The 22,478-nt window shown below is 39.1% G+C and carries 17 protein-coding genes; 7 read left to right on the forward strand and 10 right to left on the reverse strand.

The annotated features are described in order from the left end of the window. From ACTRWE_RS01230 to ACTRWE_RS01270, 9 genes are all read right to left on the reverse strand, one after another. On the reverse strand, positions 1-989 hold a 989-nt coding region (locus ACTRWE_RS01230; protein WP_462879333.1), incomplete at its 3' end, for a DEAD/DEAH box helicase family protein. Next, positions 913-1,737, reverse strand: a complete 825-nt coding sequence (locus ACTRWE_RS01235; protein WP_462879334.1) for a type I restriction endonuclease — start codon at positions 1,735-1,737, stop codon at positions 913-915. The genes ACTRWE_RS01235 and ACTRWE_RS01230, both read right to left, overlap by 77 nt. 1 nt (position 1,738) lies before the next feature. Further along, positions 1,739-3,760 carry a DUF262 domain-containing protein gene (locus ACTRWE_RS01240; RefSeq protein ID WP_462879335.1) on the reverse strand — a complete coding sequence of 674 codons (2,022 nt, stop codon included), beginning with the start codon at positions 3,758-3,760 and terminating at the stop codon, positions 1,739-1,741. Next, positions 3,753-5,192, reverse strand: coding sequence for a DUF262 domain-containing protein (locus ACTRWE_RS01245; protein WP_462879336.1), 1,440 nt, complete (start codon positions 5,190-5,192; stop codon positions 3,753-3,755). The genes ACTRWE_RS01240 and ACTRWE_RS01245 overlap by 8 nt, the downstream gene beginning before the upstream one ends. A 163-nt stretch (positions 5,193-5,355) precedes the next feature. Next, positions 5,356-6,822, reverse strand: coding sequence for an ATP-binding protein (locus ACTRWE_RS01250; RefSeq protein WP_462879337.1), 1,467 nt, complete (start codon positions 6,820-6,822; stop codon positions 5,356-5,358). Next, positions 6,822-8,174, reverse strand: coding sequence for a restriction endonuclease subunit S (locus tag ACTRWE_RS01255; RefSeq protein WP_462879338.1), 1,353 nt, complete (start codon positions 8,172-8,174; stop codon positions 6,822-6,824). Before ACTRWE_RS01255 ends, ACTRWE_RS01250 begins: the two co-directional genes overlap by 1 nt. Continuing rightward, positions 8,171-10,651, reverse strand: a complete 2,481-nt coding sequence (locus ACTRWE_RS01260; RefSeq protein WP_462879339.1) for a type I restriction-modification system subunit M — start codon at positions 10,649-10,651, stop codon at positions 8,171-8,173. The genes ACTRWE_RS01255 and ACTRWE_RS01260 overlap by 4 nt, the downstream gene beginning before the upstream one ends. 32 nt (positions 10,652-10,683) lie before the next feature. Then, positions 10,684-10,923 carry an HTH-like domain-containing protein gene (locus ACTRWE_RS01265; RefSeq protein WP_024611833.1) on the reverse strand — a complete coding sequence of 80 codons (240 nt, stop codon included), beginning with the start codon at positions 10,921-10,923 and terminating at the stop codon, positions 10,684-10,686. Positions 10,924-11,078: 155 nt separating this feature from the next. Beyond that, a complete protein-coding gene (locus ACTRWE_RS01270; protein ID WP_462879340.1) occupies positions 11,079-11,792 on the reverse strand; it encodes a hypothetical protein in 714 nt (237 codons plus the stop codon). Positions 11,793-11,972: 180 nt separating this feature from the next. On the opposite strand from ACTRWE_RS01270, the gene ACTRWE_RS01275 reads away from it, so the two are divergent. The 7 genes from ACTRWE_RS01275 (at position 11,973) to ACTRWE_RS01305 (ending at position 20,341) form a co-directional block, all read left to right on the forward strand. Beyond that, a complete protein-coding gene (locus tag ACTRWE_RS01275) occupies positions 11,973-12,947 on the forward strand; it encodes a helix-turn-helix transcriptional regulator (protein WP_462879341.1) in 975 nt (324 codons plus the stop codon). A gap of 74 nt (positions 12,948-13,021) precedes the next feature. Further along, positions 13,022-14,113: a cell division protein FtsZ gene (locus ACTRWE_RS01280; RefSeq protein WP_462879342.1), complete on the forward strand. Its 1,092-nt coding sequence runs from the start codon at positions 13,022-13,024 to the stop codon at positions 14,111-14,113. Between the two features lie 81 nt (positions 14,114-14,194). Then, a complete protein-coding gene (locus ACTRWE_RS01285) occupies positions 14,195-14,521 on the forward strand; it encodes a cyclic-phosphate processing receiver domain-containing protein (protein WP_462879343.1) in 327 nt (108 codons plus the stop codon). Positions 14,522-14,546: 25 nt separating this feature from the next. After that, positions 14,547-15,266 (forward strand): SIR2 family NAD-dependent protein deacylase, encoded by a 720-nt coding sequence (locus ACTRWE_RS01290; protein WP_462879344.1) that lies wholly within the window; start codon positions 14,547-14,549, stop codon positions 15,264-15,266. 166 nt (positions 15,267-15,432) lie between these two features. Beyond that, positions 15,433-16,254 carry a prolipoprotein diacylglyceryl transferase family protein gene (locus ACTRWE_RS01295; RefSeq protein WP_462879345.1) on the forward strand — a complete coding sequence of 274 codons (822 nt, stop codon included), beginning with the start codon at positions 15,433-15,435 and terminating at the stop codon, positions 16,252-16,254. Between the two features lie 241 nt (positions 16,255-16,495). Beyond that, positions 16,496-19,423 (forward strand): TonB-dependent receptor, encoded by a 2,928-nt coding sequence (locus ACTRWE_RS01300; protein ID WP_462879347.1) that lies wholly within the window; start codon positions 16,496-16,498, stop codon positions 19,421-19,423. A 120-nt stretch (positions 19,424-19,543) separates the two neighbouring features. Further along, the gene (locus ACTRWE_RS01305; RefSeq protein WP_462879348.1) at positions 19,544-20,341 is read left to right on the forward strand and encodes a response regulator transcription factor; all 798 of its coding nucleotides are present in this window, start codon (positions 19,544-19,546) and stop codon (positions 20,339-20,341) included. Positions 20,342-20,378: 37 nt separating this feature from the next. Here the strand turns inward: ACTRWE_RS01305 and ACTRWE_RS01310 are convergent, their stop codons facing one another. Further along, positions 20,379-22,466: an EAL domain-containing protein gene (locus ACTRWE_RS01310; protein ID WP_462879349.1), complete on the reverse strand. Its 2,088-nt coding sequence runs from the start codon at positions 22,464-22,466 to the stop codon at positions 20,379-20,381. Positions 22,467-22,478 lie beyond the last annotated feature (12 nt).

Raw genomic sequence — 22,478 nt, forward strand, 5'->3', positions numbered from 1 at the left:
GTCACAATTGCACATTTGTTAGCTAAGTCTGATTTACTAAATAAGTCATAAACAACACAGGCCTGATGAACGCTTGCGCAAACTAACATAGCATTACCCCTGCCAGACATGAGTGCAGGTTTGATCTCCATATCCATTAAAATGTCACTAACAATTTGCTCTAAGCGAGATTTACTCGAGAGCACTTTTTGCATCGTGCCCCACTTTTGTTTGAGCTGCATTTTTGCAAGGTTTGAAAGCCCTTTTGTTTTTGCAGCAAACCACTGGTCTACTTTTTTATCAGAGGTTAAATGCTGATCTATATCTCTAGCTTCATACCTTAAGTCAAGTACTACACCATCATTTACAGCTTCATCAAACTTATAGGTGTGAATGTATGGGCCAAATACCTCTAAAGACTTTTTCTTGTCCTTTTTCATTAATGGTGTACCAGTAAATCCAACAAACATAGCCTCAGGTAAAAGCGCTTTCATTGCTTCGTGTAACTTACCCGACTGCGTTCTATGGCACTCATCCACAAACACAAATAAGTTGCCTTTAGCAGCAAAGTCATTGGGTAAGTTTTTAGTCAGTGCTTCAAGATAATCTTTTGTTGCTTCTTCATCGTCTTTATCGGTGGGAGCTTCACCATTGCGGCCAAATTTGTGCACTAATGAGCAAAATAGCCAAGGATTAGGTTGGTTTAAGGTGGCAACTAAATCTTGGCCACTTTGGGTACGATATATCTCTTCATCAACACCAGAAAAAACCTTCTCAATTTGTTCATCTAGTTCGGTTCTATCCGTCACGATTAATACTCGTGAGTCAGTTATGTTTTCGCGTATCCATTTAGCTAGCCACACCATAGTGAGGCTTTTACCTGAGCCTTGAGTGTGCCAAATAATACCATCTTGCTTTGCTGTTACATGTTTTTTAGCGGCTTGAATACCAAAAAAACTGATTATGCCGACAGGTTTTTTTAACGCCAGCATCAAACACAATAAAATCATGTATAAGCTGCAAAAATCGATGCTTATCGCATAATTGAGCAAGATGAGTATCTAGTAAGGTGTCTGCTGTTACCCCCGCAGCTGGTAAGCCTTGTGTTCTATTTGGCTCTTTCCATTCTAGGTAATATTTTTCAGAGGTTTCAATTGTACCGTAGCGTATACCTTGCGTATCGTTACCCGCCATAATCAGTTGCATGGTGCTAAAAAAATTACGAATAAAATCTTTTTTCTGGTTATCTAAGTTTTGGCGAATACCTTCACTTACTGATACCGAGGACCGCTTTAATTCAATTACGCCTAGCGCAATGCCGTTAACGTAAATCACAATATCAGGGCGCTTTCTTTTTGGTGAGAGCTGGTCGCCTTTTACGGTTACCTCTTCAGCAATCGCAAAATGATTTGCTTCTGGGTTCTCCCAATCGATCAGCCAAACTGTTTGATTTTGCTGTCCCGTGCCTTCTTTTTCTTTTATGCCATAACGCAGTAGTCGGTATACATCTTTATTAGCATCAAATAGCTTTTTACCTTCGCCTAGGGCAGCGGCTGCGTCTAATTTTCGTAATGCACGTTTAATAAGCGTTTCAGGTGTTCTACGGGCTTTAAGCCACCTAGTAAGCAATGCTGTTTCAATGTTGCTGTTGCCTTCGCGGTATTCCCAATCACCTAAATAGTCGTAATTTAACTGCTCTTTGAGAAATGTTACTGCTCGGTTTTGGGTTTTTCGTTCTAATTGACCGACATTACTCATACTACTTCCTTGTTTGCGTTTTCTTTTTTGTTGAACCACATAAAATAGACAGCATTTCTTGTCCATGCTTTATTATTTGGGTTTCTTCCCAGCTATCGTCTTGCTCCATTAGTTGTAGCATTTCATATAGCTTTAGGCTATCGATCTGATTTTTCTTTAATCCAGCGGTAAAATGATTAAGTTTTGTTTTAGGGGGGAAATTACTTAAACGTGAATTTTTACTATGACTTATTAAGCACAAGTTACCGAACTCGTGAAGCGAACCACCTTTAAGTGGTTCGAAGTCATTCATTGGATGTTGAGGATAAAAGTGCTCAACTGAGCTTCTAAATGTAAACTCGAACTCAGAAATAACAGCTGTTGAATTACGCTTTTTTCGCCAAAGCAAATAATCAAGATAGTTAAAAACAAAGTTATTCTCTATTTTCCCAAAACACAGCTTATCAATATTAATATCATTTGCGGTTAAATTTTTTGGATAGTCGTTTAATTTCGACTTATAAATCATTTCAAAGTACGTTTTACCCTCTTGATGAGAGAGAAAACGGTCAAATATAAAGCGTTTAGCTACCCGTCTTAGGTGCTTCATGTAACCTTCAAAATCCACTTCTTCTGCGTTGTATAGATAGTAAAGAGCAGCATTGAGCCAATGCTTATAAACCAAAGTCGGAGTGGAAACATGAAAAGCCGACAGCAACATTAGGCATACTCGGTTTTCTCCCTTAAAGCCATCTTCATCATCTAGTTCATTACTGCCACCAAAAGTGTTTATATAGCTTTGGCTTTTTGTATTATAAAAATGCAGACGTTTTAAGCTCCATTTATCTTTACCGTCACTAAATTCACGTTTGATGATGAATTGGTCAAAAAGGTATTTGCACTTTAATAATGCATAAACGAAGTCTTTTACTGCTTTAACTTTATTGTTGCTGTCTTTTAAATATCTATCAAACTGTTCTAGTAAGCGCTTATCGTCTAATGCGATGTCTTGTTTTGTTAAAACTCGTAACACATGAAGTAAGAAGTTTGAAAAGTTAATCACGCTATTAAAGCGCTCAGGTGTAAGCGTAATATCTGTCCCTAAAGACGACGGTGGTGGCTTGGCTAACATGTCATTTAGCGAAAGAGAGGCGCTTTCAATTTTTCCGCTCTGTTTTGTTTTGGCTACGCTTTCAATACACGCAGCTAAATCAGCATAATTTATTGGCGTAAATTGCCCCCAGTCGTCTTTACCAAATATGCAGTGGCGCTCATCTGGATTAAAACCATACTGAATGTAACGTTCCATATTAGCGGTAGCGTCCCAGACCTTACTTAATAATTCTTTATCATTGTCATCGGTTAGCACCGACATCAATCTTGCTTTAATCACTTCATGCTTTTCAAGCTGCTCACCACGATTATTCATTACCTCAAAGTAATGATTCAAATCGGTATCTTCTGGTACACAAACACGAGTAATTTCTACTTTATCGAATAAGTAAGAGCAAAAACCTTCTAGCTTAGCTCCAAGCGCTAATAAGCCCTTTTCAAGTAATGTATAACCATTAATTACATCTAAATTATAGTCATCTGTGCTTAGATGCTCTAAAGCAACGCCCTGAATCAAACTTGCAAAAGTGTCAGATGACTTCTGACGACTTTCAAAACTGAGATTTACTACGTCATACCAACCCATATTAAAGGTTTGATACTTAGTGACCATACGTTTAAGAGCAAAAGCCAATAAGGTAAGGGTCGTAAAGCGCTGCTGGCCATCTATGACTTCATAGCTGTCATCTTTGCGCTTAAACACCACCAATGTACCAATATAATAGGTTTGATTTGGTTTATTTTCCTGATAATCCAACACATCTTGTATTAATTGATTAATTTCACCTTCACCCCATGCATAGTTACGTTGATACATAGGGACTAAATATCGGTTAGTATCACTTAATAACTCTTTAACTTTGTAACTATGTATCTGATTGTTCGCGTTGACATTACTGCTTTGCACCTTGAGCGCTTGGACATTATTCATAGTACTTCATTTCCTCAAACAGATTAGCGATCTCAGTAAGCTTAGTTCCATTACATTCAGACTTTTTCAATGTTGGTAAAGGCCAATTTAATACATCACTTGGTTGTACTGCTTGTTTTATTCGCTCAAACACATTATGGGTGAGTGCATGTTTATTCATGCGCTCAATACCAACAACCTGCATTTTCAAGCGGCAGCTATAAGTCCAAATAAACAGCTTTTCTATAGCTTGCGATAGCTCATGTGGGCCAAACTTATCCAAATAAAAAATCACCGCGCAATCAAATAGATTACGTATATAGCTATCACCTGTTCGTGTACGTGAACTGTAGCTGTTAAGCGTGTATAAAATCTTACAAGCACGTGGTTCTAGTTCGTTATCTAATATGCGAATAAGCTGCTTAGGGTCGTTATTTTTGCTATTACGTTCATCGCTCACTATCTCAGCAATTTTTTGCTGATAATGACTCGTCATTTCAAAAAAGCGCCTACCGTTTATAATCATTTGATCAAGGTGGAAAGGAAAACGCATACGTTGATGATCAATATGGCGCTGATATTGCGCGTTATAGTCATCAACAAAGTGATGGGAAATGCGAAGTGGTTCTACATATGGGTAAAGTCCAACCTGGTCAAGATTTACCCCTTTAAATAATCCCACTTGTGATTTGTTAAAATACAGTGCCGATTTCCCTTGTGCCCAGTTGCGAATACGAAATAAGTAGTTAGCAAACAATCGTGCTAGCTGTCCGCTCTCTAAGCTTTCCCAATGGCGTACAGAATCGGCTTTTAATTCGGTTTCAGCGTCTGAAAACTCACGTAAATGAAAGGCTTTTAACAAATCGTGCGGATCTAAATCTCGGCCTCTAGCATTTTGTGAATCAAAAAACTGAAAGGCTTCAGATACATCATTAAGTACAAAAGTAACCACTTCACAGCGTTTCAATAAAAACTCAATATCGGCCTCGGTAAAATCATTTCGTGCTACCGCGCGTTTAGCTGCCATAAAATTTTGATGTAAATTACGATGCGATATATCACTATTAAAGGTTTGACGTTGTAAAAAATTATTAATTGGTTGCTCAAGTGAGAGCAGCAATGTTTTTACATCTTGACGTTTAATTTGTGCATTGGAGTCACTTGTATTGAGCCGTTCATCTAGCAAGGCTTTTACCAATAGCACAAGTGTGAGCGTACGTTGCTGCCCATCAACAATGTCGAGCGTTTCTTGTTTTTTTTCTGAATGCTGATGAAATACAATAGATCCAAGGCGGTAAGCTAATTTACCTCTATAAATTTTTAAATCGCCGAGCAAATCAGCAAGGTTAGCTTGTGTCCATTTGTAAGGGCGTTGATAGTTGGGTATAGCTAAATTACTCTTTTTGAGTAATGTGCTAACCGATATAATGTCCTTATTAAGTTTTTCTGTCATAGTTATTATTTCAACTTCATATTTTAGATTATTAAAACTCTTTATTTATAAAGTAATCAAGCAAATCGATTTAAATAAAGTTTATAAATTACAGTTTGTTATGTTTTTTTTTGCTTTATAAAATCACTTAATTGATTGTCTAGTCAAGCAACGGTCAAGCAAATTAATACCAGTGTGGTACGTAGCGCATTGCTTTGGTTCCTGCATCGGCATCATAAGGTTTAATTAAGCCCGCATGGACTGTATCCTTTAATATTCTACTCACCATTGCGCTATTCTTTTCTGCAATAGCAAAGCGCTCGCGTAGCGACTTATTATTCATATGCTCTCTGTTTACATGCTTTAAACAACAATGCTGATAACAGGCACGAATACGATCTTCTTTGTCCATTTCAGCAAATTCCCTATGACCAAATAAAACAGAACGAGTATGGTGCTCTGTTACTTCAAATAAAGGGGCAGGTAATTGATATAACTCAGTTTGAAAAATAACTTTATCGATACCCGTACCGCGCTCTTCACAAATATTAATACGACGCATAAAAGAAGCTAGCGCTTCGTTACGGCTTCTAGGTGGGGAATCTAAAAATCGATCTGTATCGACTAGCGGAATACCAGGGTTGGTTATTTCCATGCGCGTATCGAATAGCTCAACCATAGGTCCTGTGCCTGTTAACGAAAAATCTTGATGAATAATAGCGTTAGCCGCTAATTCGCGTATCGCTAGCTCTGGATACATAGGTACTTCTTTACGAAATGCTTTGCCAATTTCTTCATTAGAAGGCAGTAGGGTCTTTAAATAATCTATAAGTCCTTCGAAGCCAACGGCATAGCCTTTATTACCTTCGAGTTCTCGTACTGTTTCTACTCGGCTATTCCCTTTATACTGTACTAACCGTACGGCTTTGCGAGCTAGATGCTGAAAATCTTGCAGCTTTTTAGCAAATAATATCGCCCCTAAATTGGTAATATGCCATTTACCCGCTTGCGTTGCACTAATGAGTTTATCAGCTTCAAGTGCGTTTAAAATCCCTTCGCGACCTTCAGGTAGAGGCAAATTAACTAAGTCAAAATAAGAGGGGTAGTCTATAAGCTTTAGCACTTCTTCAACATTGCAATTTTCTGCTGCTAATTGTTGCTCAAACGGGGTGTTATCAAATACGCGCCATAACGCACGTTCTTTTTCGGGATATTCACGTAGCTTTTTTTTGTAAGAGCCAATACGAATAAACTCTGTACCATCAAATTGCACAGGTGTATGCGCTGCTGCCTGCACCTCCAAAATAACAACAGGTAAATCGTTAATATGGGTAAACTCGTAAAACTGAAAATGTATTTTGGGTGCGGTTTTTTGTAACAACCAGCTCTCTAGCTCTTGCCCTTTATGCTTTTGAGTTGAAGGTTTAAAGTTGGTACCAATTACATCATGGGTCTTATCATCTACACCATAAACTAAGTACGCAGTTTGCTTGCCAAGTAGCGCGGCTGAGTTTGCGAGTGCAGAGATATATTCGCCAATTTTAATCACATCAACATTATGCTTAAATTCCACCCATTCGGTTTCATCGGGTAAATGGCATAACTCTTTTAACAGAGCTCGCAGCTGGGCAAGGCTTTGTTCTGTCGGCATCAGCTACCTCCATCCTGTTTAGTCTCAAGTTTTTTAAATGGCAACCTTGTGCGGCCTGAGAGTAGCTGTTGCATCATACCTTGCTTGATTTGGCGCGTTTTCGTCAAGCGTTGTTCAAGGGTTTGGATTTCGTTATCCATATCCGAGAGGATAGTGGCTATAGCGGTTTGTTCTTCTTTTGAAGGAAGAATGCAAGGTGTCGATTCCATCATGCCTTTTGTTATGTGTAGCATAGTACCACCACTAGAAGAGCTGTTTTTTAACTTCTCAGTCATATCTAATAAAACGAAATAAAGGAATTTGGAATCTGATATTTCTTTCTTCTCAATCTTCCAAATATGGTAATGGTAAATTGCTTTATCACCTTTCCAAATTACAGGGCCAAATGTTGCAGACCACATAAATAATAAATCACCATTATCACAATATTGTTTTTCAGGTAATTTTAAATTGGAATAGTAGTAATCAGCACCTCGTCCTGTAAGGTTTTGAAGCCGAATAACAGGTGTGCCGCTTGTTTCCCATTCATGTAACGCATATGCACGACCATTTATGAATGTTGCTGCGCCACCTAATGTAGAAACATCCCAATCCTCAGGGATTTCGCCAAGTTCGCTGGGTTTTGTGCCTTTGTTCTTTTCTTGAATAGCGCCTTCGGTGTAAGTGGCGAATTGCGGTAAACGGGTTTTTCCTGTTAGCAGTTGCTGCATGGTGGCGGTTTTAATCGCTTGTTTTTTCGCTATCAGCTTTTCCAATTCCGTTAATAACGCATCAACATCGGATAAGGCATTGGCAATGGCGGTTTGTTCTTTTGAGCCGGAAGGGTAGCAAACTATAAAATTGTTTATATCCCTTACCGTCAGTTGAGGTTGTGCGCTGCCAAATGACATTGTTGATAATTGTTTTTGAACAATATGAGATTTTAATACACTGTAAAGGTAGTCAGGTTTTATTTCTTTGGAAATCACCCTAACTAAAACCATTCCAGAATTAATTCTCAAATGCTCATAACCAATAGTCTCATCATAAAAGGCATACTGACCCACTGTGCCTCTAGTTGTCAAAACTATGTCATTACGCTTTAGTTTCCCTTTCCTCAAAGCTTCATCTTTTGTTTTATCAATGAAGGAAATGTCTTTGAATGAAAAGCCTTTTTTCGTCACGTTACTTGCACTCAAAAACACACAATACCCATCAGAAGAAAAATCATTTGCGCTAGGGTAATTGTGGCCTCTATCTCCATCAATAACCTTCACAAGCTCAAATAGTTGTTCATCTTTCCAATCTTCAGGAATGGTTCCAACGTCAGTTTGCTTAAATCCTTCAGGTATAGCTTGCCCTAAAGCGCTCATAAAGACCACTCCAAGCCCATTGCTTGTAAATGGCCTGCAACTTTATCGCCAAGTTCATCAACTGATTTAGTGAGGGTTGGCAATGGCGTGCTGTATCGTTCTTCCAATTGCTTAACGCGATTCGCCATTTGTTGCGTAACACGCTCAATTTCGGCAATGATATTCGCTTGTAATGTAGCTAGCCACTTATCATCAACAATTAGAGTTTTGATTTCATCAATAGTCAGTTTTGGATATTGGTTAAATACGGCTAAATCCAAAGCCTCTTGCGCTTCTTTTACCGATTTTTTGGCAGTAGTTTCAGCATTAAACAATTTGGTTGCTTGTTTCAAGGCTTTAACTTCATCAGCATCGGTTGCTAACTTAGCTCTGGCTGCAACGCTGGCTTTGGTGATTTTGTCTTTATCGTTAAGAGCTTCAACCAATAAACCATCTTCACCGCCATTTTCCTCTAGGTAACTTTCTAGTGCTTGGGTGGCTTCATCTTGTTTAGCTTGCAGGGCATCAATCTGAGCTTGAACACCTGCAAAATAACGAGCAACTATTAAGCTTGGTGGAATAAGCTCGGCTTTGTACTTTGTTTTATTGATAATTAAATCGGGCGTTTCTTTAAGCTTTTCGCCCTTTTTAGCAATTAACTCCCGTAAGGTATTACCTGCTTGCCAATCATCTTGTGCTATTACATACACATCGTCTTGTTGGGTATCGGCCCAGTAGTCCATCAGAATTTGGTAAATATCGTATTTACTGAGTAGTTCGCTATTGGCATAGCTGCCCAGTAAGTTTTCTGAAATATCGAAAATAAACTCTTTTGGATTATCGCCTACTTTAATCTCTTTTAATTTAGCTTCAGGTATCCAATTTTTAAATGGCAATAAGCTGCGGTTGGCAAAGTCTTTAAATTCTTGATGCGCAAGAATGCTACTTTTAACTTGGCTGGCTTCAAGCATACAGAGACTGTAACCGCTTCGTTTAGGTTCAGGCGCTGGCTTGAATAAAGTCGCTCGAATGCTTGGGAATACTTGCCAGTAATGCTGTAGTGCATCAATATCTCGGTTAGGAATACCGCCTTGAAGGTGAGCGCTTAAATCGTGTAAATCTTCTGGCTCAGATGAGTCAATATAACGAGGGATATTAAGGTTAAAGTCATTATTGGCTATTTCATCAATTGGCACTAATCGGCTAAATCGATCTAACTCTAAACCTTTGTTAAATACATCAACAACTTTATGTATGTCTTGGCTACGAAGGCGGTTTTTATTGCCGTCTTTAATAAAGCCTTTGGAAGCATCAATCATAAAAATAGAGCGACCTGCAATGGTCGGTAGATTTTTATCGTCTTCAGTGAAATTAGTAACCGCTTTTTGCGCGTGTTCTTTATCGATCACGATAATACAAGCGGGAATACCCGTACCGTAGAACAGGTTAGCAGGTAAGCCAATAATGCCTTTGATGTAACCTTGCTTGATTAGGCTTTCACGAATGGTGGCTTCGGCATTACCACGGAATAATACTCCGTGTGGTAATATTACTGCCCCCTTACCGGTACTTTTTAAGCTTTTAATAATGTGTAGTAAAAAGGTGTAGTCGCCGTTTTTTTCTGGTGGTATGCCCCACGTAAAACGGTTATATAAATCGTTTTCTGGCGTTAAGCCGCTAGTCCAGTTTTTGTTTGAAAAAGGCGGATTAGCGACTGCAAAATCAAAAGTTTTAAGTTGACCATCTGCGTCTTTCCAGTGTGGTTCAGAAAGCGTATTACCCTTGAAAATTTTAGCCGTTGTATTGTTGTGCAATATCATGTTCATACGAGCGAGTGCGCTAGTCGCGTTATCCATTTCTTGCCCGTAAATAGACAGCCCTCGGGGTGCTTCGTCACTGGCTTTTAATAATAACGAACCAGAGCCCGATGTAGGATCGTACGCGGTAGCATCTTGCGGGGTATCTTTTGTTATCCCCACTACTTTGGCTAATATTTGAGAAACTTCTGATGGCGTATAAAACTGGCCTTTTGATTTACCCGATTCAGTCGCAAAGTGACGCATTAAAAACTCATAAGCATCACCTAGTAAGTCGTCGCCGCCAGCGCGGTTGGTTGATAAGTCTAACCCCTGAAATATACCTACCAATTTGGTTAGGCGGTCAATCATGTCTTTGCCTTTACCGAGCTTGTCTTCATCGTTAAAGTCGGCAACATCAATCACGCCCTTAAGGTCGTTCTCTTCAGCAAGGGCTGAAATGATTTTATTAATTTTATCGCCAATTTCTTTATCGCCTTTAGCGGCAATCATATCGTCGTAGCTTGCACCTTTTGGAACGACTATCATGCCGTAAGAGTCGCCTTTAAATTTATCGCTTACGTACTTCATAAATAACATAGTTAGTACGTAGTCTTTATATTGGCTGGCATCCATACCACCACGTAGTTCGTCACAACTTGCCCAAAGAGATGAATAGAGTTCTGTTTTTTTAATAGCCATTGGAGTTTCGTTTAATCCTTGTGAAAGCGTGATTAGAGCAAGTCGGTGCTTAAGCCTGCGGCTTTGAGTCGTTGAGTGAGGTTGCGCATTTTTGAAAATTCAGTGCCAAAACTGTCTTTTAACCCTACACCTTGGCAAAATTCTTTAGCGGTTATGCTTTTTAAATTATCAGCGTATTTAATCATTTGTAGGTGCATTTCGACAGTAAACTGATTGCGTGGCGCGTTGTTTAACGCTGTTTTGATATTATCGAATATCACTTGCTCGTTCATAAGAGTGTACTTTGAGAAGAGTATTTAGCTAATTTATATAAATTAGCTAAATAAGCAAGTGAAGATTGATGATTGTTTTTCTTTATGTGGCTAACTTATTGTAAAAAATAGATTTACTGGGATGTTGATTTGATAAATATTAAGCCTCATTACTATCAATCAAACCTTAGAGTGTTTGCCATTTCAAATACATCATCAGTAACATCTTTTGCTCTGTGTCCTTTTCCTTCAGGTTGACAAACAAATTTAAGAGAGTCTCGAATTGATACTGCTTCTCCAGAGTAGTCATCGCCGATGATAAAGTTATCTGCAAAAGGAGCTATGGCATTTGCAAAGGCTGAATTGATTATATCTCGTGACTCAAAATCTCCGTTTCCTAATGAGATCATAGCACCTATTATTGCTGCATCTATCATAGTGCCTTCAAGCCAATTACATGATGAAGCGTATCCCATACACCACCTAAGGCCTGATTCTTGAATATAAACTTCCATTTCAAGGGTTTTCTTGCCAATAAAGCAAGAGCCGAACAAAAGTCCTGTTATGTTTTGACGCTGCGAAATATAAGATACTTCACCAAGTATGTGGTCAACTTTTACATTACCAATTTTGTCTTCATATCCATGAGCGGCAATATAAATAATGGTATTTTTGAAGCCTTCACGGGTGATACAATCTAGTGCGTAATCAAAACTTTTTTTATCGTAAAAGTTTGCATGAAAGACTTCTGTATCACCGGTATATTTTGCAATTCCTTGCATGAAAGGAACGACAGAGCTTCTGTTATTGTCTTTTTCATCTAATCCCCAAGGCGACTCTAAGACCAAAATTGCGTTTGTAGAGCTTCCTCTTCTTTTTATAATTCCCATATTATTTCCCTTTATAAATATTTAAAATCGACTCTGTAATGTACTTACAGTAACAAAAGTACTAGTAATTTCAATTTATATTAGAGGTTTATTTGATATGTAATAATTTTATTAGATATTGAATTAATAACATATTATGAAAATTAGATAATTTTCTACTAGCTGGTAAGACTAATAAAAATGAAACCTTTACGATACCTAACTCTTTTAGAATATATACCTATCAGCCCTTTAAGTATTTCAGTCAAACAGCTACGAGAAAACTTATCACTACGAGGTGTTGAATTATCAACCCGCATGCTCCAGCGAGACCTACAATCGCTTTACGAACAAGGTTGTTTTGGGCTTGAAAAAGACACGCGTAGTAAGCCGTATGGTTGGGCTATTAATGCGCAGTGGCGGGGTGGTAACTTAAAAATAATGAGCAGTGAAGTCGCTGAGCATTACTTGTTGCTGGAGCCGTTACTACCGCAATCTGTCCCCAGCGATGTTAGACAGTCTGTAAACGTAAGAGCAGAGCAGGCGCTTAAACGTTTTAATGGCCATGTGCCTGATTGGCTTTCAACACTGCCAAAACCGTCGTTAAAAGTGAATATTGATACTCAGCTAGTGGCGCAAATTGAGCATGCGATTAAGTATAAGCGTGCAGTGAGCGCTGAGCTTTATAGAGTACTTTACGATGAGGCGCATTGGCTAAAGTTTGCTGAGTTGAGTTTTTACAACTTAGTTGAGCAAGGCGGTGTGTTAATGGCGCAGTTTATGGTTGGAAGGCTTCACGATAAATGTTACCAGATGCCGGTTTACCGCATTCGTAATGTACACATTTTGCAAAAGACACGGCGTGAGCCAAGTGCTGAGCAGTTAAAGTCTTTACGTAATGCGATTAGTAAAGGCATGTCGCAAGAAGCGATTGAGTTAGTTGTGAAAGTGCCTAGCCACTCAGCGGTTAATCAAGGGTTTATTGAGCTTGGGGAGCTAACTGACAAGCGGCAGATTGACGATAAAAACGTATTACTTACCTACCAGACTATTGATACTGAACAACTAACCGATGAGCTATTTAAATGTGCGCATTGGCTCGAAGTGATTAAGCCGGAAAAACTGCGACAAAGAATTACTACAAAGCTTAAAGCGGCCGCAAACATTTATAAATAACTTTAACTAGTTTAGGTGCGTCAAAAATTGACGCACCTGTTTGTTATGCTCCTTCTAAAGGTGAAGGAGGTGTTATGTTTCAATTAATTCAGCAGAATGATGGTTTATCAATCGGTGTATTTGGTATTGGTGGGTGTGGCTGTAATACCCTTAACAGCATTTTTGAACAGCGCGAGTCTGAGCAAGCTCACTTGTATAGTGTTAATACCGACAAAGTGGTACTTGAACATACACAGAGTGATGAAGCAGTACTAATAGGTGCAGAGCTCACTAATGGTTACGGTGCTGGAGCAGATCCTAAAGTTGGGCTACAAGCGGCAGAAGAAAGTAAAGAGCAGCTTTTAACGCTCATTAATGGCTGCGATATAATACTCTGTGCAACAGGGCTGGGTGGTGGCACTGGGACTGGCGCTAGCCCTTACATTGCACAACGTGCTAGTGAGCAAGGTAAACCCATTATATTTGTTGCTACATTGCCTTTTAGTAGTGAAGGTGAGTTTAGAAGCAATATAGCGCAAACCGGCCTAAATGATCTAAAAGAACATGCGAATGCGGTTATTACGCTCCCAAACGATCAACTGATTGAAGTGCTAGGTAACGATATTGGCTTATTCGATGCGTTTAAACACTCAAACCAAATACTACACTCACTCATAAAATCGTTAATCGATATGCTTTGCTTTCAAGGCTTAATAAACGTTGATTTAAATGACTTTGCCAAAATTATGGACTGCCAAGGTGATGCTGTATTAGGTGTTGGTAAATGCGATGAAGAAAGCGAGCTTACTACTGCGCTTGATGGGGCACTTAACAATCCGCTGGTTAATCAAGTGGATATGTCGTCAAGTACGGGTGTAATAATACAAGTAAATTGCAAAGATGAAATTTCACTGGGTAGTTATAACCTCATTACCGATACAGTGCGTCAGCAGGTAAGCCCAAATGCGTTGGTTATTTGTGGTGTTTCAAAAATAGAAAATTTAGCAACGAATTATGAACTGTTGGTTATCGCCACAGGTGCAAGCGCTAAAATGGTTATTGATACTAGTAATGATACTATGAGTAAAGAGGTCAAACCCTCTGCAACAAGCCGACCTAAAACGTCAGATATTTTTGATATACCCGCATTTATTCGTAATCAAGCGCCACCACCAAATATAAAGTAATATATTTATTAGTAATATGATCAGAAGGGGTGTTAGTGCGCAGTTTCAGAGTCTGAATACATTTTTCAGTGATATAAACCTATGAACGTATATTTAGATGACGAGAGGGGAACTCCAGGCGGTTGGTTACGAGCCTATTGGCCTGATGAAGTGATTAAACTTTTGAAGACTGGTAAAGTAAAGCTGCTCAGCCTTGATCATGATTTAGGAAATGATAATAAAGGCACTGGCTATGACGTTTTACTTTGGATTGAGCGGGCAGTGTTCATTGATGGCTTTGTACCACCAGCAATAGCCGTTCACTCAGCTAATAGCTCAGCACGCATAAAAATGGAGCGCGCAATTACACAAATTAATTTACTGGCTAAAAATCAAAAGGGTTCTAAACGCTGTAATGACGAGTGGTGAACTTTGCAAGTAAACAGGAATATTTATGAATACGTTATACATTACAGGTTCTGGAGTGAGTGCTGCTAGCGGTATTCCCACCTTTCGCGGTAAGGATGGCTTTTGGACTATTGGTAGTAAAAACTATACGCCAATGGAAATGGCGACACGTGCAATGTATGAAAATAACCCGAGTGAGTTTTTAGCTTGGTATTATCATCGTTTTGCAACTTATCGTAATCATGGTCCTAATGAAGTGCATCATTGGCTTAGTGATAAAAACTTAATTACCCAAAATATTGATGGGCTAGATGGTAAGGCGGGTAATAAAGATTACATTGCGATTCATGGTCGGCTTGATCAAATGACTGTATTTCATCATCAAGGTGATAACGTTACACCACAAGCTACGCTATGGAATAATGTTGATGAGAGTAACTTACATCGCTCTTTACTTGCGTTATTCAATATTGAAAACCATCAGCCAAAGCTTAATCATTCTTTAAAGCCCTTTGTGTTGTTATTTGATGAATATTACACCGAGCTATACCGCATTACTGAAGCGCAATCGCGAATGATTGCGGCCGATAAAATGGTGTTTATGGGTACTTCGTTCAGCGTTAATATTACTCAAATGGCGCTCGAGATTGCGCGAAGTTACAGTATTCCTATTGAAATTGTTGACCCCGACCCTGCTCATGTATTGCACTCAAATGTAAGCTATAAAAAAATGACTGCATTGGAGTACATTCAACAAAAAGGTTAAACGTACTTATGTACTATGTAAAATAGATTACGTGTTACTGGTATACACCATCAATTATGCGTTATTAATAATCAGTACAGCTTAGGCTATGTTATTGTTAGCCTTTAATTCACACTACGTACTGGTTATTTTAAGTACTTAAATACATTATAAGAAGACGACAGCAATGTTGAGCATTTCTCTTGGGCCTTTGGTTATTTCTATTTCACAGCTAATTATTTTTTTAGGATTAGGCATTTTTTGGGGGCTTACCTATTTATTAACACGCCAACATCCATTACAAAAAGCAATTTTAGACACAGTCTTCAAAGCAATTGTGGTGGGGTTTTTAGTCTCTCGGTTAGCGTTTGTGTTTACCATGTGGGATGCCTATCAAGGTAACTGGTGGCAGCTTTTTAATATTAGCGATGGCGGCTTTATTGGTTATTATGGCTGGCTCAGCGGTATAGTGGTTTTAGCATTTTATGCACGTGGTAAAAAAGCGGTAATGAAAAACTATGCTATTGCTGGGTTTGTTGGTTTTTGTTCAATGATTATTCCTAATTTTGCGCTGTCTATCTACCAAACGGGTGTGCAGTTACCGCAGTCTGTTGTGCATAATATTCAAGGGCAGCAAGTTAACTTACAAAACTTCAAAGGTAAGCCGGTGGTGATTAACTTTTGGGCGTCGTGGTGTCCGCCGTGTCGAAAAGAAATGCCAGTGCTACAAGCGGCTCAAAAAAATAACCCAAACATTACAGTGGCGTTTGTCAATCAAGGCGAAGACTTACACACGGTAAAAGCGTTCCTTAATGAACAGCAACTCGACCTAAATCATGTGTTTTTTGACCAAAGCAGTAATGTGAGTCGCGAATCAGGTGCTGCGGGCTTACCAACCACTTTGTTTTATAATAGCCAAGGTGAGTTAGTCACCAGCCATATGGGAGAACTTTCTCATGCCAGCTTGGGCTATTATATCCAAGCTATTAGTGATAGTGATAAAAAATAACAGTGCCTGTTGTTTGATCTAGTTACTCCTTCCTAAGCAGCTAAATAGTTATTTTGCTGCTTAACTTCTTGTTTATATTTGAATTGGCTATTTATTGACAAGGTATTCAGTTACTCATCAGTTTGCATTAACAAGCTATTAAGCTTGGTTATGTAAAATACAGCTACTTTTTTCGTACCATCTTTAGCTAGTACGATCATCTTTAAGTATTAACTGTATTTTAAATGGAACTGTTAAAACTATGACCGCTCATCGGATAACCCACGCTGCACATCACTCTCTTCCACTTTTTATTAAATCAACGCTATGCGTGTCTATTCTATCTGTTGTCAATCATGCATATGCTGATGAAGCAGAAGATAAAGCATTAAAAAGCAAAGATATGGAAGTAATTGAGGTACGCGGTATCCGTTCCAGTATGGCGGCTAATTTAGATATAAAGCGTTTGTCTAGCTCTGTGGTTGATGCCATAACAGCGGAAGATATTGGTAAGTTCCCTGATAAAAATGTCGCAGACTCATTACAACGCGTACCAGGGGTAGTGATTGACCGTGACGGTGGCGAAGGCTCATCGGTTAGTATTAGGGGGTTATCATCTGAACTCACCTTTTCTCAGTTAAATGGTAATTTTATTGCGTCATCACCAGGCGAGCCATCTCGTTCGTTTGATTATGCATTACTCCCCTCAGCCATGATTGAAAGCGTGGAAGTGTATAAATCACCAGAGGCACGTTTAGATGAAGGTGGAGTGGGCGGCACGGTATTAATGCATAGTCGTAAGCCGCTAAGTATGGATGCAAACTCAGGGGTGATTAATATTGAAAGCACTTATGCCGATGTGACTGAAGAATCTGAGCCGCAAGTAACCGCACTTTATTCTTGGAAGAACGATGCTGATACTTTTGGTGTGTTGTTTGGTTACACCTCACAAACACGCACTAACCGAACTCTTTCGGGTGGCACCGATGCAAATGTGTGGCGCTTTATTGGTGAAAACCCGGTTGATGTTAATGGCGCGCCGGTTGAAAACAATAATCAGTGGGGCTCAGTAAGCGATTCTCAGGGCAATAACTATGACAATGTCTGGTTTCCTCAAGTGGTTCGAGGTTCAATTGTAAACGAATTACGTGAGCGAGAAGGGATACAATTTAGCACGCAGTGGCGCCTAACTAGCCGAGTAGAAATTGGTTTTAACTATTTTGGATTTTCACTTGATAAAAATAGAACTGAGTCGGTGATTGATATACCTGAGTGGTCTTTAAATCCTGACTTTTTAACCGATGTAAGTTTGGATGAGTCGGGCACGATAGTTAATGGATTGCAATTTGATGCAGCTGCAAGTGGCATAGAAAATGATATGCAATTGCCGTGGATGCGAGGCAGCTATGTGCGTGAAGAGTCAACCTCTGACACTTTTGATCTCAACTTAACCTACGAAGGTGATTACTTCAAAGCCCGTTTTGTGGCGGGTAATACACGTTCTGAAGGTGGCCCGAAAGAGAGTTGGGAAGCAGCTTATAAAAGTTCTAACGCGGGTGAAAATGAAAGCCGCATAGAAAATGCAGCGCAAACAGCGGGTTGGAAAATTAATGAGAACGATATTAGTTTAAATATAGATCCAAATACGTTAGCTAACTTACTCAATGGTGTGGGTGGTGGTCGCGATCCGGGTTCGTCAAATTCGAGTTTTGTGCGTAGTGAACTTGAAGAAGATTACTACCAAGCTGATTTTGATATTTATACCGATTGGGGCATTTTAAGAACAATTAAAACTGGGGTTAAGTATCGAGAAGCTACGCTTCACCGTGAAACCGGTAATACCTTCTTTTTAGATCCTAATTTTGATATTGCCGCAGCAGAAGCCAGTAAGGGTGGGGTCACACGCTTTGATAGTTACCAGTGGAATAACGGTATGCCACTAGCACAAGATGTGTTTATCAACGAAGGTAATATTGCGGGTGGTTTTAATATAAACCAAATGCCTGGCATTGATTGGGATAAATACCGCGATATTGTGACCAGTAATTATGTGCCGTATACACGCAAAGAAGATAACTTCATTTATGATATTGAAGAGCAAATAGCGGCATTTTATTTACAAGGTGATTTTGAATTTGATAGCGTGCGCGGTAATTTAGGGGTACGTGTTGTACGCACGAAAACCATGACATCATCAACCGATCTGTACACATATTTGCTGGATCATACTGACGATGAAAGCGGGGAGGCGGTAACCGGAGACGATAGATTTGTTGAAGATTATCAACTCATTACGCAAGAGAATACCGATACCCAAATTTTACCTAGCTTTAATATTGCATGGGATGCAAGCGAAGATATTGTTGTGCGCGGCGCGATTGCAAAAGTAATGTCTCGCCCTGATTATGCCGATTTAGGCGCACAACAACGCATTACGTTTGTTTCAGATGAGTGGGCCGACGACAGAGCTGAATTTAATGAAATTCCGGGTTTTAGTGGCAGTGGCGGTAATAAAAATTTAAAACCGTTCGAGTCGGTGCAAGCGGATTTATCTATTGAATATTATTACAGCGAAGGCTCTGCCGTTGGTTTAGCACTATTTCATAAAACTGTTGATAACTTTGTTGTTCCCTTAGTTATTGACGTACAACAAGATTTTGCAGGTAAAGAGGGCATAGTTGAGGCAGGAAATATTACTGTGTCGCCATATAGCACTGTAGGCAATGGCACTGATGCTGTATCTAAAGGGGCTGAAGTATTTATACAGCATGCCTTTGATAGTGGTTTTGGTTTTTATGCAAACTACACTTATAACAAAACCAATAAGGCCGATGTAGAAGTAGATGGTAAAGAGTTTGGTAAATCGCCTTTAATTGGCAGTGCTAAGTACCAGTACAATACCTCGATATATTATGAGGGAGATGCTTTTAATATTCGTGCTTCTTACAACAAGCGGGGTGAAACCGTGTTGGGTTTAAATAGTGGTTTAAACGTGTATCAAGACCCATACGAGCAAGTTGACGTAAATGCATCAATTACTTTATTAGAAGACTTGAGCCTAACAGCCGCTGTGATAAATTTAACTAAATCTGAGTCAGTAACCCGATTGGGTAACGATACAGAGTCTCGGTTATTAAACTCAAGCTATTCGGGTAGACGATATTATGCGGGCATAAACTATCGTTTTTAAGCTGAGTTTGTTGAGTTTAGGTAAACAAGCTGTTTTGTTGCTGTTTTAGCTTTTTCTTGTAAGTTATTACTTTATAATGAGCATTATAAAAATTATTTAATTAATATTAACAGGATTGAAATGAGTGATTTAACGGCAATAGCCAACTTATCTATTTTATTAGTTGAGCCTTCTGAAGTGCAACAAAAGCTAATAAAAAAATCACTGGCTCAGTGCGGTGTTACACAAATTGAAACGGCCAGCACTCAAGAAAACGCGCTGGCTGCTTTATCAAATTATCACCCTGATTTAGTCATTAGCAGCATGTACTTAAGTGATGGCACAGCTGATTCTTTATTACAGGCAATACGCAGTAATAGTAATACCGAGCAACAGGCATTTATGTTGGTATCGAGCGAGCGTAATAAGCGCCATTTAGAGCAACTTAGGCAATCGGGGGTATTAGCGATTTTACCTAAACCGTTTAGTGCCGACGAAATAACCCGGGCGCTTAAAGCGACTTTAGATATTATTAGCGAGCAAGAAGTGGAACTAGAGCACTTTGATGTGACGCTTCTTAGAGTGCTTGTAGTTGATGACAGCCGTTTTGCACGAAAACACATAATACGAGTGCTAGCGGGGATGGGAATTCCAGCACCGGTAGAGGCCGAAGACGGTAAACAAGCAATTGAAATGTTAAACAGCCAATCATTTGATTTAATTGTTACTGACTACAATATGCCAGAAATGGATGGTAAAGAATTAACTGAAACGGTAAGGCAATCGAATGCGTACTCGCATATTCTAATCTTGATGGTGAGTTCAGAAGCTAACGATACCCATTTAGCTAATATTGCTCAAGCGGGTGTGGACGCAATATGTGACAAACCATTTGAACCTGCAACGGTGCGCGATTTGCTTTTTAAAATCATGAGCTAACTCGCAGCTGTAAAAGCACTTTTTAACTAAAGTGCTTTTAAGTCGCTTTGCAGTAATGTAATGAAAAATTAAGTAACTTGGCACCAGATAAGGGCTTACTTAAATAAAATCCCTGAGCAATATCGCAGTTTAGTTCGTTAAGTAAATCTAGCTGCTCTTTGGTTTCTACCCCCTCTGCAACTACTTTTATTTCTAGGCTGTGTGACATCGCTATGGCCGCTTTTACTAAATTACAGTCGGCCTTGTTATCTGTTATGCCACTAATAAAGCTGCGGTCAATTTTTAGCACATCAAAGGGGTATTCTCGTAAGTAACTTAATGATGAATAGCCGGTGCCAAAGTCGTCCATTGACAGTTTTATGCCCAGTTCATCAATTTGCACTAAGGCCTCACGAATTGAAGTTTGTCCATCCATTAATACCCCTTCGGTGATTTCTAATTCTAAACATTCGTTACTAATGGTGTTTTCATTAAGAGCATGAATAATTATATTCACCAGCTCTGGATCTCTAAACTGACGCGGCGATAAGTTAACAGCCATGGTGTATTGCTGGTTGTTGACAGTTTGCCATTCATTTAAGAAACGTAAAGCTTGATTAATAACAAACACACCAATAGGTGCAATTAAGCCAGTTTGTTCAGCAATAGGAATAAATTCATCAGGGGTAATTTCCCCTAACACAATATTATGCCAACGTAGCAAAGCTTCAGCGCCAATGATAGTGTTTGTTTTTACATCTATTTGCGGTTGGTAATAAAGCTCAAATTCGTTTCGCTCCAGTGCACCATGCATTTGCTCTTCTATTTCAAAACGGCGGCGCATAGCAACGTTCATTTGCGGGGTGAAAAAAGAAGAGGTATTGCGACCCAAAGCTTTAGCTTGATACATAGCCGTATCCGCATTTCGTAATAATACCGACGCAGAGGTGCCATCTTTAGGGGAAATTGCAATACCAATACTTAATGTGAGTATTAAGTCTCTGCCTTCGAGTTTAAAGGGCTTTCTAAATGCTTTAAGTAACCGCTCAGCAATTGCTAAAGCATCATTTTCATCGTTTAAACTGGATATTAAAACAATAAATTCATCACCCCCTAATCGACCGACAGTGTCATTTTGCTTTAGTGTTTGCTGTAATCTAGCGGCTGCTGCAATTAACAGTTTATCGCCTACTTCATGCCCTAATGAGTCATTCACTTTTTTAAAGTCATCAAGGTCTAAAAAAAACACTGCAGCTTTTTCATGACTCTTTTGTACTTCCATTAATATTTGTGACAAGCGATCTAAAGACAAAAAGCGGTTAGGCAAATCGGTTAAGCTATCAAAGAGAGCCTGATGACGGATCAATTCTGCTGAGCGGTGTGGTTCGCTAATATCACGGATAATCACCATGATTTGGTTTTTTTTGGGCAGTAAGCGCAATCTCGCCTCATAATAAATTACGCCTTCAGGCATGCTCAATTCATATTCAAAACTGACCATACTGTTTTGAACTATTGTTTTTTCTATATGAATTTGAAATTTTTCCGCTACTTTTTCAGGTAGTACATCAATCATTTTCTTACCAATGAACTGCTCAGGTGAAACATACAGATCGTTGTTATTGTTTGCGTGATAGTCAGCAATAGTGCCATCTTGCTCTAGTACAAAAAATAAGTCAGGAATGGCTTCAAAGATAGTCTTCAACATACTGGCATTAAATGTGGCTTCAGCTTGCGCTTTATGCACCTCAGACAGGTCAATATCAATACAATACATTTGTTTTGTTTCGTATTGATTGGTAAACATAACATGGCTTGAAAATACAGCTACATCATTACCCGCTTTATGTTTAAGAGTGAGTTCTGAGGCGGGAATTTCAATATCATGCTTAATCCAATTACTATGGGCTTCAATTACGGGCTCTCGCATTGGTGTGGGTATAATTAAATCTTCGAGTTTTTTGCCAATGGCTTCTTGCTGTGAATACCCATAAAGCAATTCACTGCCTTTATTCCAATAAATTACACGTCGTTGCTCATCATAACCTTGCACTGATATTGAATCGACAGCATCAAAAAGCTGGTGTAACGGGTCATTAGTAACATATTGATGAGTCGGCATATTATTAGTTTTATTGGGAGCCATTAAATGGGTTCC

It is taken from the genome of Pseudoalteromonas sp. G5_S1_54_S4 (genome assembly GCF_054968565.1).